This window comes from Ruegeria sp. CL5 (genome assembly GCF_056536485.1).
The window spans coordinates 46181-62193 of sequence record NZ_JBQFPS010000011.1 but is presented as its reverse complement, the minus strand read 5'-3'; the positions used below and the strand labels follow the sequence as shown (position 1 = coordinate 62193).

14 protein-coding genes are annotated in these 16013 nt (G+C 54.0%); 4 read left to right on the top strand and 10 right to left on the bottom strand.

The features are described 5' to 3' along the window. Window positions 1-161: 161 nt before the first annotated feature. Genes ACR0IU_RS17355 through ACR0IU_RS17330 form a run of 6 tightly spaced genes read right to left on the bottom strand, consistent with a single transcriptional unit; the run spans window position 162 to window position 5386 of the window. Window positions 162-1067: a TIGR01459 family HAD-type hydrolase gene (locus tag ACR0IU_RS17355; protein WP_480717119.1), complete on the bottom strand. Its 906-nt coding sequence runs from the start codon at window positions 1065-1067 to the stop codon at window positions 162-164. Further along, entirely contained in the window at window positions 1064-1879 is an 816-nt protein-coding gene (gene phnE, locus ACR0IU_RS17350; protein WP_010438311.1) for a phosphonate ABC transporter, permease protein PhnE, read from the bottom strand. Before phnE (ACR0IU_RS17350) ends, ACR0IU_RS17355 begins: the two co-directional genes overlap by 4 nt. Continuing rightward, entirely contained in the window at window positions 1879-2694 is an 816-nt protein-coding gene (gene phnE / locus ACR0IU_RS17345; RefSeq protein ID WP_480717118.1) for a phosphonate ABC transporter, permease protein PhnE, read from the bottom strand. Before phnE (ACR0IU_RS17345) ends, phnE (ACR0IU_RS17350) begins: the two co-directional genes overlap by 1 nt. Then, complete coding sequence (gene phnC, locus ACR0IU_RS17340) at window positions 2691-3485, bottom strand: phosphonate ABC transporter ATP-binding protein (RefSeq protein ID WP_170774565.1); 795 nt, start codon at window positions 3483-3485, stop codon at window positions 2691-2693. Before phnC ends, phnE (ACR0IU_RS17345) begins: the two co-directional genes overlap by 4 nt. Before the next feature lie 58 nt (window positions 3486-3543). Further along, a complete protein-coding gene (gene phnD, locus ACR0IU_RS17335; protein ID WP_170471462.1) occupies window positions 3544-4518 on the bottom strand; it encodes a phosphate/phosphite/phosphonate ABC transporter substrate-binding protein in 975 nt (324 codons plus the stop codon). Between the two features lie 40 nt (window positions 4519-4558). After that, complete coding sequence (locus tag ACR0IU_RS17330) at window positions 4559-5386, bottom strand: DeoR/GlpR family DNA-binding transcription regulator (RefSeq protein WP_319545622.1); 828 nt, start codon at window positions 5384-5386, stop codon at window positions 4559-4561. Window positions 5387-5673: 287 nt separating this feature from the next. On the opposite strand from ACR0IU_RS17330, the gene ACR0IU_RS17325 reads away from it, so the two are divergent. The 4 genes from ACR0IU_RS17325 to ACR0IU_RS17310 are packed head-to-tail and all read left to right on the top strand — an operon-like array spanning window position 5674 to window position 10553. Beyond that, entirely contained in the window at window positions 5674-6699 is a 1026-nt protein-coding gene (locus ACR0IU_RS17325; protein ID WP_010438296.1) for an ABC transporter substrate-binding protein, read from the top strand. Next, on the top strand, window positions 6700-8913 hold the full coding sequence (locus ACR0IU_RS17320; protein ID WP_480717117.1) for an ABC transporter permease: 2214 nt from the start codon (window positions 6700-6702) through the stop codon (window positions 8911-8913). It abuts the gene before it with no gap. Between the two features lie 11 nt (window positions 8914-8924). Then, window positions 8925-9986 carry an ABC transporter ATP-binding protein gene (locus ACR0IU_RS17315; protein WP_480717116.1) on the top strand — a complete coding sequence of 354 codons (1062 nt, stop codon included), beginning with the start codon at window positions 8925-8927 and terminating at the stop codon, window positions 9984-9986. Continuing rightward, entirely contained in the window at window positions 9987-10553 is a 567-nt protein-coding gene (locus ACR0IU_RS17310) for a histidine phosphatase family protein (protein ID WP_480717115.1), read from the top strand. A gap of 4 nt (window positions 10554-10557) precedes the next feature. Here ACR0IU_RS17310 and ACR0IU_RS17305 read toward each other — a convergent pair whose 3' ends face one another. From ACR0IU_RS17305 to ACR0IU_RS17290, 4 genes are all read right to left on the bottom strand, one after another. Then, window positions 10558-11349, bottom strand: a complete 792-nt coding sequence (locus tag ACR0IU_RS17305) for an inositol monophosphatase family protein (RefSeq protein WP_480717114.1) — start codon at window positions 11347-11349, stop codon at window positions 10558-10560. A gap of 105 nt (window positions 11350-11454) precedes the next feature. Then, entirely contained in the window at window positions 11455-12345 is an 891-nt protein-coding gene (locus tag ACR0IU_RS17300) for a cytochrome P450 (RefSeq protein WP_480717113.1), read from the bottom strand. Between the two features lie 500 nt (window positions 12346-12845). Further along, complete coding sequence (locus ACR0IU_RS17295; protein WP_010438283.1) at window positions 12846-13559, bottom strand: response regulator; 714 nt, start codon at window positions 13557-13559, stop codon at window positions 12846-12848. Further along, a complete protein-coding gene (locus ACR0IU_RS17290; protein WP_480717112.1) occupies window positions 13552-15783 on the bottom strand; it encodes an ATP-binding protein in 2232 nt (743 codons plus the stop codon). The genes ACR0IU_RS17295 and ACR0IU_RS17290 overlap by 8 nt, the downstream gene beginning before the upstream one ends. Window positions 15784-16013: the final 230 nt, after the last annotated feature.

The window sequence follows — 16013 nt, the reverse complement described above, 5'->3', positions numbered from 1 at the left end:
TTGAAAACGCAGTAGAGCGTCTTCCAATACGTTGTAGCGGCACGCATAGCCCACCAATTGCTGGTCAGGTTCTATTTTTAGCGAATAGGCCTCTGACCAGTTCTTGGTTTGGTATGTCTTGGTGATCCTCTGGATAGCATTCGATGGGGTTTCGGCCAGTTTCAAGGACGGCTTACGATGATGTCCGGAACGATACCGGCCTTGTCGATTGCTGTTTCAATATCGTGTCCAGCAAAGAAACCGTAACCTGAGACCAAAGCCGACGCGATCCCTGCTGCGTTTGCGCCTAAAATATCTGTATGCAAGCTGTCGCCGACCATAAGAACGCGGGATTTGTCGATGGATCCCAGCCGTTTGAATGCCAGATCGAAAATGTTGCCGAACGGCTTTCCGAAGAATTCAGGGACCACACCAGTTCGGTCGGCGAGACGATGTGCGAACAGGCCAGGTTCAATTGAAAAGCCACTTTCCCGGGGGGCAACAATATCCGGGTTGCCGACCAATACAGGTCGCTGCCGCTTTGACAGAGCAGACTCCAACAAAGCCTGCCGCGCTTCGGTCCAGGCCGCAGACCCAATCATCAAAAATCCGTCGACCGCATCATAGGGTGTTGGATCTTCTTCCAGATAGGTCAGGTTCAAACCTTCCAGATCGCGAAGGCCCGTGCTTGGTGTTGCCATCAACCCCCAGTACAGCTCGCGTTGCAAATCAAGATTTGCAAGCAGCGTTGCGCGGCTGGTGATGACATCCTGCGAAGCAAAATCATAGCCAAGCCGAGTGTATTTCTCGATCAATGCCGCATGAGGGAACCCGGCAGCATTCGAAACCACAAGAACGCGCTTTCCTATGGCCTTTAGATTTGCGACCCGTTCAGGCGTACCGGGGATAGCGGTTTCACCAATGTTAAGAACTCCGAACGCATCCAAAAGGAAGACGTCAAACTCATCGGCTACATCTTCAAGTGTTTCCACCCGACGAAAGGACTGGCCATTAGCGGCAGCAGAGGGCAGACGATGCCGCGCAGCTTCGTACGCATCGAACGCCTCTTCAATCGAGATTTGGCTCAAATGATCGCCCCCCGCACTTTAGCAGAGACCCATTCGCTGATCATCACGGCAATCAGGATGACAATCAGGATCAGGCTGACCTGCGGCCATGCCAGGACATTGAGCGAAGCCGATAGTTGCAGTCCGATACCCCCCGCACCGACCAGGCCAAGAACCGTGGATTCCCGGATGTTGATGTCCCAGCGAAAAACGGCGATGCCTGCAAAGGCGGGCAGAATTTGTGGGACGATGCCATAAGCCATGATCTGCCAACGCGATGCGCCGGTGGCCGTTATGGCCTCGACCTGAGTGTGGTCGATTTCTTCGATGGCTTCATAAAGCAGCTTGGCGCAAAACCCGATCGACCGGATCGCGATGGCGATAACGCCTGCAAAAACCCCCGGACCGATGATTGCGATCAGCAAAAGGGCCCAGATCAACGAGTTGATCGAACGGGTTGAAACGATGATCAGCAGCGCAACAGGCCGGATGAAAACGGCCGAGGGCGTGGTATTGCGCGCCGCCAGAAAAGCGACTGGTACGGCAAGAAACAAGGCGATGATTGTACCGAGCGTGGCAATATTCAGCGTGTCCCAGATCGGGCGCCCCAATTGCGTGATGTAGTCCCATTTTGGTGGCGTCGCACGGGTCCAGATATCATTTGCAATGCGCGGTGCGTCCCAGACAAAGAACCATGTCGTCGACGCCGAGATGATCTGCCAGCAATAGACAAAAACCGCGACCCCCAAAAGCCAGCCGAACCAGCGAACAAGGCTTTGACCGGTCGTTCGCCTGCGCCAGATCTGCGTACCTTCCTGTTCCAGAACCGGCATTACTGTACCCTCGCGCGAATGATACCCGAGAGGTATTCGAGCGCCATGACAATCCCGATTATCAGGATCAGTATGGCGGCTGCGGTGTCGTACTCATAACGATCGAATGCTGTGTTCAGCGTCGCTCCGATGCCACCCGCACCCACAAGCCCCAAGATGGCGCTTTCGCGGAAATTGATATCGATCCGGTACATTGAAAGACCAACCAGTCGCGGCATGACCTGCGGCTGCACGCCGTAATTGATCCACTGCATCCAGCGTGCGCCCGAGGCTTTGATGGCTTCAGCCTGCACTTTGTCCATGGCTTCGATATCTTCAGCCAAAAGTTTCGAAAGAAACCCGATGGTAGCAAATGAGAGCGTTAGGAAACCTGCCAGCGGACCAAAGCCAAAGATCGCAACCAACAGGATCGCTACAATGATCTCTTGCAAGGCACGGCTGATGGCGACAATGCCGCGGCAGATGACGTAGACGGGCAAAGGGGCGATGTTGCGTGCAGCACCCAGCCCGATCGGGATCGAAATCAGGATGCCCACGACAGACGCCGCAACGGTCATGACAATGCTTTCCAGCAGTCCGCTCCAGATATCGCTCCAGCGTGATATAAAATCGGGGCTGGTGAAGGCGAGCACAAAGGCCCAGCCGCGATCCAGCCCTTCATAAACCCGTCCCCAGTCGACCTCGATGGTCAGATAGGCGGCTATCAGGTAGGCGACAAAACCTACTATTAGAGTCCAGCGGAGCATCGCGTTCTTGACAAACGGTGGTTTGCGCCATCCCTTGCCAAGAACGTCATCAAGTTCGGTGTGGCTCATTCTGCGGCCTCGATCTCTTCGTCTTCGTCCACTTTTTCAATCGTGGCTTCCCAGTCTTCTTCACCGTAGATTTCAGTTAGTTTGTCGGGGGTAAGACCGGTGGGGAGGCCGTCATATACGATCTCGCCAAACCGAAGGCCCACGACACGCGGCACGAACATCTGCGCAAGCGCCACGTCGTGAATATTGATGATCGCCGCCAAACCGCGTTCCTGACAAAGTTCAGTAATCAACCGCATGATCTGACGGCTGGTTTTGGGGTCCAGCGAGGCAGTAGGCTCGTCCACCAGCAAAAGTTTGGGGTTCTGAATCAGAGCGCGGCAGATGCCGACCCTCTGGCGCTGACCGCCCGACAGTTCATCCGCACGTTTGTCTGCCATATGCAGCAGTCCGACCCGATCCAACAGACGAAAGGCTTCATCGACATCAGATTGAGGGTATCGCCGCAGGAAGCTGCGCCAAAAGCCGACATATCCCAACCGCCCTGACAGGACGTTTTCCATAACCGTCAGGCGTTCAACGAGCGCATATTCTTGAAAGATCATACCCATTTCGCGTCGCGCCTTGCGCAACCCGCCTGAGCCAAGTTTGGTCAGGTCGGTATCATCTAGCATGACAGCGCCACTTGTCGGCTCAACCAGTCGGTTGATGCAGCGGATCATCGTGGATTTGCCTGCACCGGATGGCCCGATCAAAGCAAGCACCTGTCCCTTGGGCACCTCAAGATTGATTGCCTTTAGGGCCTTATCTCCGGTTTTATAAGTTTTAGTAAGCTCTTGAAGCCGCAGCATTTAACACCCCTGTAAGGGTTGAGACGGGCCCGGAGGGGCCCGTCATTATAGTATCGGATTATTGGCAGGCGTAGGAAACGCCGTTTGCCGCATCAATCTTGCGGATCACGTCCCAGAATTCCTGATAGGTCATTTCGAGGAACTGGCCTTCGTTCGATTTTGAGAACTCAGCCTCAAGTGTCGTGCCGTCCCATTCGAAACTGAAGAAAGCGTTGCGGATTTTCTCCTGCAATTCCGGAGTCAGGTTGTACACGGTGCCAAAGCCGGTCGTCGGGAAAGTCTGCGACTTGTAGATCGTGATGACGTCGTCTTCGTTGATCACATCTCGCGAGATCATCCGCGATTTGACCGAGTTTGCGATCGAAGCAGCCAGATAGTCCTTGTTGGCCACACCGAGGATCGAGTTGTCATGTTTGCCGGAATAGACTGGTTCGAAATCACGTTCGGGCAACAGATCAAAGTCGCTTTTCAGAATAGCCGACGGTGCCTTGAAACCCGAGTTCGAAGTGGGTGAAGTAAAGGCCAGTTGCTTGCCCTTGATGTCCTCGACCTTTTCGATGCCAGAGCCTGGATAGGTAATGATCTCCATTTCATACCCGAAGTTACCATCTTTTGAGGCCATGATCGTGAAAGGACGGAACCCGGCGCAGTTCACCGCCAGCGGGTTCGAACCAGTGTTGAAACCCGCGATATGCAGGCGTCCAGACCGCATCGCCTCGATCTGGGCGGCGTTGTTCTGAACCGGGAAAAAGACAACATCTTTACCGGTTTCAGCTTTCAAATGGTCAAGAAAGTCCGACCACGCGGTTTTGTAAACGGCTGGGTCCTCGACCGGAGTGTAGGCGAAGATCAATGTGTCGGGATCGATCTGTTCGGAAGGATCGGTGGGGATGTCCGCGATCAGATCACCGTCGGCATCGCAGAACCGTTCATCCAGATCACCGCGCGGACAATCCTGAGCCGACGCAGCCCCGCCCAACGACAAAAGTGCAAATGCTGATGCTCCGATCAGTAATTTGACGTCAATATTCATATTATTCCTCCCAGTTATGCGTGGCCGTCACTGTCCACAGTTAGTCGTTCTTTGAAATGGATTCTCCGATAAGAATGGCAACGCCAGCTGCATTGATAGAGCCCAGCAAATCACCTTTCGGCTTTGTGTCGGTGATGATGGAATCCAGCCCATCAAGATCACCTACCTGCGACAGGCCTTTGCGCCCGAATTTTTCTGAACCAATCAGCAAATGCCGTTTAGCTGATCGCGCCAACATCTTTTGTTTGACCGCAGCAAACCCCTGCACGGTCTCAGACGGGCCCTCGGCCGAAATTCCGGATGCCCCGATCATACATTGATCGACATTGAAACGGGACAGGTATTCGAGCGTATCAGTGCCGATAATGGCCGATTCCTCGGCAAGATACTCGCCTGGGCACAAGAGAACCTGGGTGGGCGAATGGCCGAGTGTCATCGCTACGGGGATTGAGTTTGTTATCACCGTGCACTCAGTTCCCTGATAAGAAAGCGCGCGCGCCATCTCAACCGTGGTCGAACCGGAATCAATCATCACCGTATCGCCATCCTGAATCAGCGCGGCTGCGCATCTTCCAATTCGTTCACGCTCCTCCGTACGCGCATTGGTCCGTTCATCAAGACTTGGATATCGCCCCTGTGTGGGCGCAGATGCCCCGCCATGTGCGCGTGCGATCAGCCCGTCTTCTGACAAGGCATCGAAATCCCGGCGCACGGTTTCTGCCGACACATTGAACCGCTGCGCCAGCTCACTGATCCGGACATGCGGGCGCAACTTCAGTTCAAGCAGGATCTCTCGACGGCGATCGGATTTTTTAACCCGAGCCTGACTTTTTTCAGACCTCATCCCGCGTGTTTCTGTTTTGGACATCCGGCAACCCGACTCGGCTTCACATTCACTTTTGTGGTGTTTCGGGCGTTTTGCAACTATTTCTGTTGCAAAACCCTCATATTGTTGTGAGACTTCGGAAAACATTGCCTCTTTCGAAGTCCCGGATCAATGTATGGATTGGCTGGTTGGCATCGCAGAGAACGGTAATTGAACGGACATACAGAATGCGCGATGGCCACGTTCGAGGAACAACGAAAGTCTGAAGGAAAAAGCACATAATACACCGGGAAAACCGGACGCAATGAACCAAACAGGGAGAGAAAATAATGAAGAGATTTACGTCTACCGCATTGGGCTCGCTAATCGCCCTTGCAGCTTCAATGTCAGCAGCCCAAGCAGACAAGCTGACTCTTTATTGCTCTGCTCAAGAGGATTGGTGCCAGCTGATGGCGCGCAGCTTTGAAGATGCGACCGGCATCGACGTCAACATGACACGTAAATCCTCGGGTGAGACATTTGCTCAGATTCGTGCTGAAAGCTCCAACCCCAAGGGCGATGTCTGGTGGGGTGGCACCGGTGATCCGCATCTTCAGGCCGCAGAAGAGGGTCTGACAATGGAATACGTCTCGCCCATGCGCGATCAGCTTCATGACTGGGCGATTTCTCAGGCTGAAAGTGCCGGTAACAGAACCATCGGCATCTATTCCGGTGCGCTTGGTTACGGCTACAATGCCGATCTTGTCGCCGCAAACAACCTGCCCGAACCGGCGTGCTGGAAGGACCTACTGAAGCCCGAATACAAGGGTCATGTTCAGATGGCGAACCCAAATTCGTCAGGTACGGCCTACACGACACTTGCCTCAATGGTGCAGATTTTTGGCGAGGATGAGGGCTTTGACTTCATGAAAGGCCTGCATTCGAACATCAACCAATACACCAAATCGGGCTCGGCCCCGATCAAGGCTGCGGGGCGCGGCGAAAATACCATCGGTATTGTCTTTATGCATGACGCGGTAAAGCAGGCCGTGTCGGGTTTCCCGATCAAGGTCGTCGCGCCGTGCGAAGGAACTGGGTACGAGATTGGTTCGATGTCGATCATCGACGGAGCTCGCAACGAAGAAGAGGCCAAGAAGTTTTATGACTGGGCGTTGTCGCCCGAAGCACAGAACCTTGCCCTTCAGGTCAACGCATTTCAGGTGCCGTCAAACAAAGGCGCCGAGACGTCCGAAAGCGCTCCGGACATGAGCCAGATCAAGCTGATCGACTATGACTTCAAGAAATACGGCTCGTCGGATGAGCGCAAGCGCTTACTGCAGAAATGGGACGAAGAGGTTTCGGTACTGCCGCAGTAAATGACTGACGACACGACAAAAACGACCCATCCGGTTCTGATCTTCTGGATCATCGCCGGGTGGGTCGGATTCTGCCTGCTGCCGTGGTACATGGTTGACGGTGGCCTGTGGTCGTTCGAGTGGCTTCTGGACGGCTACCCTTTCGACGAAGATTATGCTCCAGTGGCCTTTCTGATCGGGCAGGGTGAAAAGCTGTGGCTTGCGCCGCTTCTTATCGCTCTACTGTTGCCGCTTTCGGTACTAAGGCGCGCCAAATCAGATCCGCTCTATGCGCGCATTCTGATCCTGTCAGGGGCGCTGGGCTTCGGCTGGCTGATCGCACAAGGCTTTAGCATCGGAATCCGAGGCTACAATTTCGATTGGCTGGAGTCCGTATTCGGAGAACTCGGGGACCGGCAGTTCGGCATGGGCTATGGCGCGATGATCTGTGCGTCGAGTTTTCTGTTCCTTCTGACCCAGGGTGTCGCCGCACGTGGGGCGATTAACGGAGACGTTTTCGTAGTCAGCGCCATCGGTGGTGTGATCACCATCGTCACCGCGTTTGTGTTCTTTCCCATCGCCAAGATGCTGTTCGCTGCCTTTGTGACGGAAGAGGGCGCGTACTCCATCGCGGTTTTCTTCTCGAAGTTCTTTGACGACCGGCTTTGGGGGCTGGGATGTTTCTGGGGTGCACGATGCGGGGCGGCCTGGAACTCACTATTCCTAGCCATTTTGGTTGGTTTCATCACCACGGCACTTGGCCTCTGCTTTGCGCTTGTCGTGACCCGCTCGGGCTTTCGCTACAAGCGCGCATTGCGCGCACTGACGGTTCTGCCGATCATCACGCCACCTTTTGTGATCGGTTTAGCGCTGATCCTGCTGTTTGGCCTTTCGGGCTCGGTCACGCAGTTCTTTGCTGAGCTATTCGGCACACAACCCACGCGCTGGCTGTATGGCATGCCGGGAGTTCTGATTGCTCAGACTTTGGCATTTACACCCATCGCCTTCCTTGTGCTGATTGGCGTCGTTGAAGGGGTGTCTCCTTCGATGGAAGAAGCGGCCCAGACATTGCGCGCGAACAGATGGCAGACCTTCAAAACTGTGTCCCTGCCGTTGATGCGCCCGGGCCTCGCCAATGCTTTCCTTTTGGGCTTCATCGAAAGCATGGCCGATTTCGGCAACCCACTTGTGCTGGGTGGCAATTTTGATGTGCTGTCGACCGAGATTTTCTTTGCAATTGTTGGTGCGCAATACGATCAGGGCCGCGCCGCGGTTCTGGCTATGGTGTTGTTGTTCTTCACGCTTTCTGCATTTTACGCGCAGCGGGCTTGGCTTGGTAAAAAGAGTTACACCACTGTCACCGGCAAGGGCGACGCAGGCGTACATCCATTGATGCCAACCGGCCTTTCCATCCCGGTGCTGACGGTCGCCCTTGGCTGGGCCGTATTTACCATCGTCGTTTATGCCATGATAGTATACGGCAGCGTGGTTGAATTGTGGGGGGTCAATAACTCCCTTACGTTCAAACACTACGTCACTGCCTTTTCGGTTCGGTTTGAAGCAGAGGGTATTCGCTGGACAGGAGCCGCATGGGACAGTTTCTGGACGACTATCACCATCGCCGCAATTGCTGCTCCACTGACGGCTGCCGTGGGGCTCGTGACGGCCTATCTTCTGACCCGGCAGAGTTTCGCGGGAAAAGACGCTTTTGAGTTCGGCACCATGCTATCCTTTGCCATCCCCGGCACCGTGATTGGCGTCAGCTACATTCTAGCCTTCAACGTACCACCGATCGAGATCACGGGCACTGGAGTCATCCTTGTTGTCAGCTTCATTTTCCGCAACATGCCAGTGGGTGTCCGGGCAGGCATTGCCAGCATGTCGCAATTGGATCGCAGTCTGGACGAGTCCTCGCTGACCCTTGGTGCAAATTCCTGGCAGACTTTCCGCCGGATCATCCTGCCGCTGTTGCGCCCGGCAATTCTGGCGGCGCTTGTTTACAGTTTCGTGCGGGCCATGACGGCGATTTCGGCAGTGATTTTTCTGGTCAGCGCGGAATATGACATGGCAACCAGCTATATCATCGGGCGGGTCGAGAATAACGACTATGGTCTCGCCATTGCCTATTCCACCACGCTGATCTTTGTGATGCTGTCTGTAGTTGCCTTGATGCAGCTGATCGTGGGTCGGACCAAGATCGGGCGGCGAATGACGCAGTCGCGGACCAATGTTTAGGAGAGTTTGACATGAGCCTGCAGTCCAAAGCCGCGCCGGTTCGGTTCGAGTCCGTGACGAAGATGTTCGGCAAGGATGTCGTTGCTGTCGACAACATTAACCTGCATGTCGAAGCTGGAAAGCTGGTCACGCTGCTGGGCCCTTCAGGCTGTGGCAAAACAACGACCCTGAGGATGATCGCAGGGCTCGAAATGGCAACCTCGGGCAAGATCACCATCGGGGATCGCGACGTGACCAAACTGCCCGCAACGGACCGGGACGTGTCGATGGTGTTCCAGTCATACGCTCTGTTTCCCCATATGAGTGTGCTTGAGAATGTTATGTATGGCCTCACGTTCTCGGGCTTTGCCAAAGACGAGGCCCGCAACCGCGCTCTGGACGGTTTGGAGTTGGTTGGCCTGAAAGGTTTTGATAGCCGTTTGCCATCCGAGTTGTCTGGCGGACAGCAGCAGCGCGTCGCCGTTGCGCGGGCTTTGGTGTTAGAGCCACAGGTGCTGCTATTTGACGAACCTCTGTCTAATCTCGACGCGAAACTGCGCCGCCAGGTGCGCGAGGATATCAGGGCCATCCAACAGGACCTTGGCCTGACGGTCGTCTATGTGACACATGATCAGGAAGAGGCCTTGGCGGTATCAGACGAAATTGTCGTGATGCGGAATTCCGCCATCGCGCAGATCGGTACGCCACGCCAGCTCTACGATGCACCCAATGATCGCTTCGTTGCGGATTTTATTGGCGAAGCCAACTTGCTGGCTTGTCAGATCATCTCTGTCGAAGGAGATATGGCCACGATCGAGATCGAGGGCTACCGCCACACGCTGTCATCTCGCGATATGCCTCAGGGGCCCGCAACTGTCGCCATCCGACCCTCGCGTCTGGTGATCGGCGCCGAGCAGGGCATCGCCGCCACCGTCGCCAAGGCAACCTATGTTGGTGTTCGCATGGAGTACACTCTGACTGGAGCGTTCGGTCAGGTCTTCGCGGTGCATGACGATGTGGATGCACCGCTTGAACCCGGTGCAGAAATTCGGATGGGTTTTGCCGAGAAAGGACCCGTGCTTTTGCCCGAATAAATGCCCAAGCTTCTGATCATCACGCATCCCGAGGTCGTAATCGACCCCAACATTCCTGTAACGGATTGGGGGCTTAGTAAAACAGGGCGCTACCGCGCTACCGCGTTTGCGAATGCCGAGATCTTCTCGGAGGTCTCTCAAATCTGGACCAGCACCGAGCAAAAGGCCCGCGATACGGCTGAGATTCTAGCGACGCCCCGAGACCTGCCGGTAAATCTAAATGCTGACCTTGGCGAAAATGACCGCAGCACCACCGGTTTTCTGCCGCGCGATGCTTTTGAAGCCGCTGCTGATGCTTTCTTTGACCACCCGGCTGCCAGTTTTCACGGTTGGGAAACGGCAATAGAGGCTCAACAACGCATTCATCGTGCAACGATTTCGATTGTTGAAAAACAAGATGGCAACGACCTTGCCATTGTTACGCACGGGGCTGTCGGCACACTGCTATGGTGCATCTTATCGGGCCGTCCCATTGACCGGAGATACGATCAACCCGCGCAAGGCCACTATTGGCAGGCCGATCTAAAGACGCTTGAACCGTTGAGTGGGTGGTGCTCGCTCGACTAGTCGCTCAGGTCTTCCATGCACGCTCGGCTATCTCGCGCAAAGTGTCGAACACATCCGGTGTACCTGCAATCACCCGGCCGCCATTGCGGATCATGGCATCGGCATCCTGATCTTCGATCCTGCCGCCAGCTTCCGCGATCATCAACTGACCGGCCAGGCAGTCCCATGCGTTCATATGCTCTTCGACATAGCCCAGCAGCCGACCCGCAGCCACATAGGCCAATGACAGAGCGCCGCTGGCGTTTCGGTGAAACATCGCTCCATGTTCGATCAGATCTGCGATAATCGGAACAACTTGGCGGGCTTCGATGCGGTTCGAATATCCGACAGCTACGGTTCCTTCCTCCAGCGCGACGCCTGAAGCGACCCGCATCGGGGCGTTATTCAGCGTTGCGCCTCCACCCCGGACGGCGACATAGCTTTCGTCGACATTTGGATCACGGATGACCCCAATCTGGGTCTGCGCATTTGACACACCGGCCAGAACGATGGTCCAGGCTGGAATCCCGTTAACAAAATTTGTCGTCCCGTCGATTGGGTCGATCACCCAATCAAACCCGCTTGTCCCTTTGCTTGCACCATGCTCCTCACCAAAAACTCCATCTTCGGGCCAAGCATCCCTGATCTTGTCGCGAATAAAGGTTTCAACGTTCCGATCTGCCTCGCTCACCCAATCCTGAGCGCCCTTTTGGTCGACCAGCAGCGCATCCCGATTTGCAAAATACTCGGCCGCGACTTTTCCCGCTTCCTGGCAAGTCATAACCGCAAATTCTTTTCGCTCAGAAAGTTGCAACATGGGTGCCCCTGCATTTGATGAGTAGAATGTGCACCTTGGCGGATGTGGTATCGGCTGACAACAACCTTGGGAGTATGTTTTTCAATTCTTTGAAATGCGCATTGATCAGCTCAGAGGAGCAAGTGTCGCATGTAGATCGGTCACATTTGTGAACATCGGTGAATGACTGAATTCTGCCTTATCCAACCGAATGCGCGGAAAGGTTTGGGTCATATATCGGACAACTTCTTCAACCTCGATTGTGATCGCGTAGCGCCCCAGGCAAGAGAATACACCACCCCCGAAATTCAGATGAACTGGCTGCCCAGCACGTTCGAGAGAAAATTTTTCAGGCTCCGGGTAATAGCGCTCATCCCAATGGGTAGCCCCGATATTTGCAAAGACCGGTGTGCCCTTGGCGATATGCACGCCATCGATTTCTACGTCCTCCAGTGCTTCGCGAGAGGTTGAGATTGACCGTGGGTGGATACGCATAACTTCGTTCACGGCAATCGGAATTGCGTCAGGATCTTCGCGCAGCCTTTGCCAGATAGCGGGGCGTGAGGCCAGTTCGATAATGGTGCTTGCGATTTGATGAGAGGAGTTGTCGGTATTCGCCTCTGCCAGTTTGATAACCCAATTCCGAAGATCGTCATCCGTAAACTCACCATTGTTCGCTGCCCGGACCAAATCCGAAATCAGATTGTCAGAAGGGGCTTCGCGCGCGGCAGCAATCCGTGCATCCGCATAATCAAGCAGGCTTTCAAACGCCTCGACAATTTCCGGCGTCTTTTCCGAATCTCGCGTATGAACTTGCTGAACCGTGTGCGACGTCCTGGCGATATAGGACGCGTCGCCTTTGTCCGCACCGACCCAATAACAATAGACCCGCGACGGCGTGGGATCACAAAGTGCTTCGATCAGGTCGACTCTGGTATGCGTCGGGATGTCAGAAATGATGTCAGCGACAACATCCTTAATGTCTTGCCGGAACGCCTCAGAGGCGTGCGGGCTCATCAGGCGCGCTATCGGCTGTCGTAATTTGCGCCGTTTATCACCGCGGTTGTAAAAGGATATAGACTCACGTTTGTAACTTAAAGCACGTCCTTCCGGCAGGCCCAACAGATGCATCAACTTTGGATGTCCTGTGCCAAATCGACGATCCAGGATCATGTTCCTGCAAATGTCATAGTCCAAAATTTCCACGCCGCGTTTACTACGGGCGATGCGCCATTTCCGTGCATGCTCAGCAAGGGTTTGAAACGGTCGCTTCTGATACGCTTCCGATGAAAAGTCTATCTCGGGTAGTTCGGAGATTGATAGCATATCGATTGCCCCAGAGTAGTCGACTTACCAGTGCGTGTCCTTTTTCAGACTGGCGTATCGCTACAATGGACCACAGAACGGCTCTTGGGCAAACTTCGTAACGATTACGGAAGGGTTCTGCACGCAGCCAATTCGTTTCTTTGGCGATTATCCCCGTTAAAGCTAGCAATCAGCTCGTTAAAAACATGCCTTCACTTTGGGTCATACAGATATCCGATGCCTCGCACAGTTCTGATGATCTCGGGCTTTTCCGGGTTGGATTCAAGTTTTCGGCGAAGACGGGAAATCCTGATATCGATACTGCGATCAAATGGATCCCAGGATCGATCATGGGCCTGTTCAAGCAGCTGGTCGCGGTTCAGAACGCGTCCCTTGTTTTCGGCGAATACCTTGATCAGGTTGTATTCCATAGCGGTCAGCTGAACTTCGGAACCATCAGCGGCCAGAAGTTTGGCCGCGTCCTTGTCCAATGTAAAATCGCCAAATGGTGCTCCGTTGATGTCGGGGGCTTCCTTGGTCGCCGTTTCATGTATTGCTTCGCGCCGGAGTATCGCCTTGATCCGGGCTTCAAGTTCCCGAAGGTCAACAGGCTTGCCCAGATAATCATCTGCCCCCATCTCCAATCCGACGATGCGATCGATAACGTCGCCTGCTGCAGTCAACATGATAACAGGTGTTGTATTCTCAGGGCGCAAGGATCGAAGTATTGAAAGGCCATCTTCCTTTGGCATGTTGATATCCATGACAATGACGTCGACCCCGTTCGCAGACAGTATCTGCCTCAGCTCATCTCCGCCGGATGCTGCCGAAACCTCATATCCACGCTTGCCCAGATATTCCTGAAGCATTTCACGCACATCGACTTCGTCATCGCACACCAGGATATGCGTTCTCTTTTCATCCATCGGTTGCTTCCTTCCCTTCGGCAAGCAAATTGCCCACGAGGGTTCTGAGTTCCAAAGGCGAAACGGGTTTTTCGAGATGAGGCAAGCCGGATTCACCAAGCAATGCTTGCGAAGCCTGCCCCATCGTATCCCCGGTCACATAGGCCGTTCTGTTCAGCATGTGCGGAAATTCGGCAACCAGAGCCTGATAGATCTTTCGTCCATCAACACCCGGCATATTCAAGTCACTCAGGAATACGTCATAGTTTTGTGAGCGAAGATTGCGCAATGCTTCCTCACCGGATGAGACGAAATCGACGTCAAAACCTTCTCTTCTCAGAATCTCTGCGTGCAGCTCACCAACTTCAACTTCATCATCCACCACCAATGCCTTCAAAGACAGTGAAGAAGAAATTGAATCTTTCGGCTCATCTTCCATAAACTCGCTCTGTGCCCCGATAGGCAGCAAGATCCGCATACAGGTGCCAGTACTGTCGCTCTGATCAAGCCGGATCTGACCGCCATGAGACAGTATAATCCTGTGGCAAAACGCGAGCCCAATACCGGTGCCTTCTCCAACTTCCTTGGTGGTGAAGAACGGTTCAAAGATTCGGGCGCGAATGGCCTTGGGGATTCCCGGGCCATTGTCCTTTACCGTCAACTCGACCATACCTGAATCAAACCTCGGCCGCGCTGAAAGCTCGATCAGGTCACCGCGCTCAGATGACCTCATGGCCTGTTCCGCATTAATGATCAGATTGATGATAACTTGGGTGATCTGATCGGCATCCGCGGCAACCGGTGGCAAATCAGCAGGAATTTTCTGCACAACGCGGATTCCATCTGATGGCGTACCATACCCAACGACATCCGCCGCAGTCGCGATCAGCCCGGCAACATCGACATCCTCGATATTGCTGGGTTGCTGGCGCGCCATTGCCAGGAATGTTTTGACGATTTTCGCGCAGCGCTCGGCCGCATTGCTGATCTTCTCGATCCGGGCAGCCATATCTGGGTCGGTAATCTCTTCCTTCAGCATGAGAGAATGCCCAACAACCACGGAAAGCGGGTTGTTTAGCTCATGAGCCACGCCAGCAAGCAATTCGCCAAGGGCCGACATCTTCTCATTCTGGAACAACATCTCGCGTTGCTTTGCGAGCTCTTCTTCAATCGCCAGTTCATCTGTCAGATCTCGTGTGTTCGAGACGATGACTTCTTCGCCGTTGAATTCGATCAGGCGGGAAGAATCTGCAGCCCAAAACTTTCTTCCATTTGCATCAACAAACTCCATCCGCCGATCTTTAAGAGATCCCGCTTCGCGAAGGTCTTTCAGGTATCGCTGACGTTCTGTCGGATCAGCATAGTAAGATTTGGAACTGCGGGCAGGACCAAACAGAGCCTTTATTTCCGGCGTTGCAAACAGGACCTCACCTGTCTCTGCATGCGTCATGTTGATCGCGGCGGGATACGCTTCCATCACCTGCCTGATCAAAGCATCGGCTTCCTGCTGAACCGTAAGATCAATAATGCTGGTAACGATTACTTCTTCGCCTTTGTAATCGATCAGCTGCGAAGAAATTGAGGCCGGAAAAATCTTTCCATTGGCATTGCACAAATCGAGCTTGAAGTTTTCGACATGACCATCCGCCAACAGCAAGGTCACAAAATCTGCGCGCTCCTCAGGCTTGGCGTAATGCTCCCGCGCAAACTTGGAGGCGCCAAACATCAGAAGGGCGGCGGGTGTGCGATACAGGATCTGGCCATCGCCAATGCGCGCCATCGTCACGACCGCAGAACTGGCATCCAGCACCTTCCTGATCAGAAGGTCTCCGTCGCGTTCTTCAGCCTCGGCCTGCTTCCGATCAGTAATATCCTCGCGCGTAACAACAAAGCCGCCAAGATTGGTGGGATGGACCGACACCAGATAAGTTCGACCGTCCGTTTCGGCCAGTTCATAATCCTGAATGAACTCGATCCCGTTGGCCAATCGATCCGAGACCCACTGTTCTTCATTGCCGATGGCGTCAGCATAAATCCCGCGCCGCGCTGTTTCGCGCATCAGGATTTCCCAGTCTAGTCCGGGCTTTAACAGGTCCGCGACACCCTTGTTCATCTCTGCATAGCGCTGGTTGAACATGAGCAGGCGACGGTCGTCATCATAAAGGGCGAACCCTTCCTTAAGAGACTCGATTGCATCGCGCAGAAGGTCCCTTGCCTTCTCGATTTCCTGAAAATCGTTCGCCATGTCCATCGTCATCCTATTTTTCTACGGTATCATTGTTTCAGCGCCATTTCAAAATCAGCATCTAATGTTTCAATTGTTTCAAACCGGTCGGGGTGGCGCAAATTCCGGCCGTAATTTCCCATGTTTCAGAGACAGATAGCGCGTTGTGTGACCTGCTTCACAGAGCAACAACTGAAACACTTTGCGCTTATTTCGGAAATTTCAATGAAACAATGAACCGTCAGTTATTG

Bases quoted from the DNA above. Each gene is read 5' to 3' on its own strand.
- ACR0IU_RS17290 (WP_480717112.1), bottom strand. From the start codon at position 15,783: ATGGCGAACGATTTTCAGGAAATCGAGAAGGCAAGGGACCTTCTGCGC.
- ACR0IU_RS17325 (WP_010438296.1), top strand. From the start codon at position 5,674: ATGAAGAGATTTACGTCTACCGCATTGGGCTCGCTAATCGCCCTTGCA.
- ACR0IU_RS17315 (WP_480717116.1), top strand. From the start codon at position 8,925: ATGAGCCTGCAGTCCAAAGCCGCGCCGGTTCGGTTCGAGTCCGTGACG.
- ACR0IU_RS17295 (WP_010438283.1), bottom strand. From the start codon at position 13,559: ATGGATGAAAAGAGAACGCATATCCTGGTGTGCGATGACGAAGTCGAT.
- ACR0IU_RS17305 (WP_480717114.1), bottom strand. From the start codon at position 11,349: ATGTTGCAACTTTCTGAGCGAAAAGAATTTGCGGTTATGACTTGCCAG.
- phnC (WP_170774565.1), bottom strand. From the start codon at position 3,485: ATGCTGCGGCTTCAAGAGCTTACTAAAACTTATAAAACCGGAGATAAG.
- ACR0IU_RS17300 (WP_480717113.1), bottom strand. From the start codon at position 12,345: ATGAGCCCGCACGCCTCTGAGGCGTTCCGGCAAGACATTAAGGATGTT.
- phnD (WP_170471462.1), bottom strand. From the start codon at position 4,518: ATGAATATTGACGTCAAATTACTGATCGGAGCATCAGCATTTGCACTT.
- ACR0IU_RS17310 (WP_480717115.1), top strand. From the start codon at position 9,987: ATGCCCAAGCTTCTGATCATCACGCATCCCGAGGTCGTAATCGACCCC.
- phnE (WP_480717118.1), bottom strand. From the start codon at position 2,694: ATGAGCCACACCGAACTTGATGACGTTCTTGGCAAGGGATGGCGCAAA.
- ACR0IU_RS17320 (WP_480717117.1), top strand. From the start codon at position 6,700: ATGACTGACGACACGACAAAAACGACCCATCCGGTTCTGATCTTCTGG.
- phnE (WP_010438311.1), bottom strand. From the start codon at position 1,879: ATGCCGGTTCTGGAACAGGAAGGTACGCAGATCTGGCGCAGGCGAACG.
- ACR0IU_RS17330 (WP_319545622.1), bottom strand. From the start codon at position 5,386: ATGTCCAAAACAGAAACACGCGGGATGAGGTCTGAAAAAAGTCAGGCT.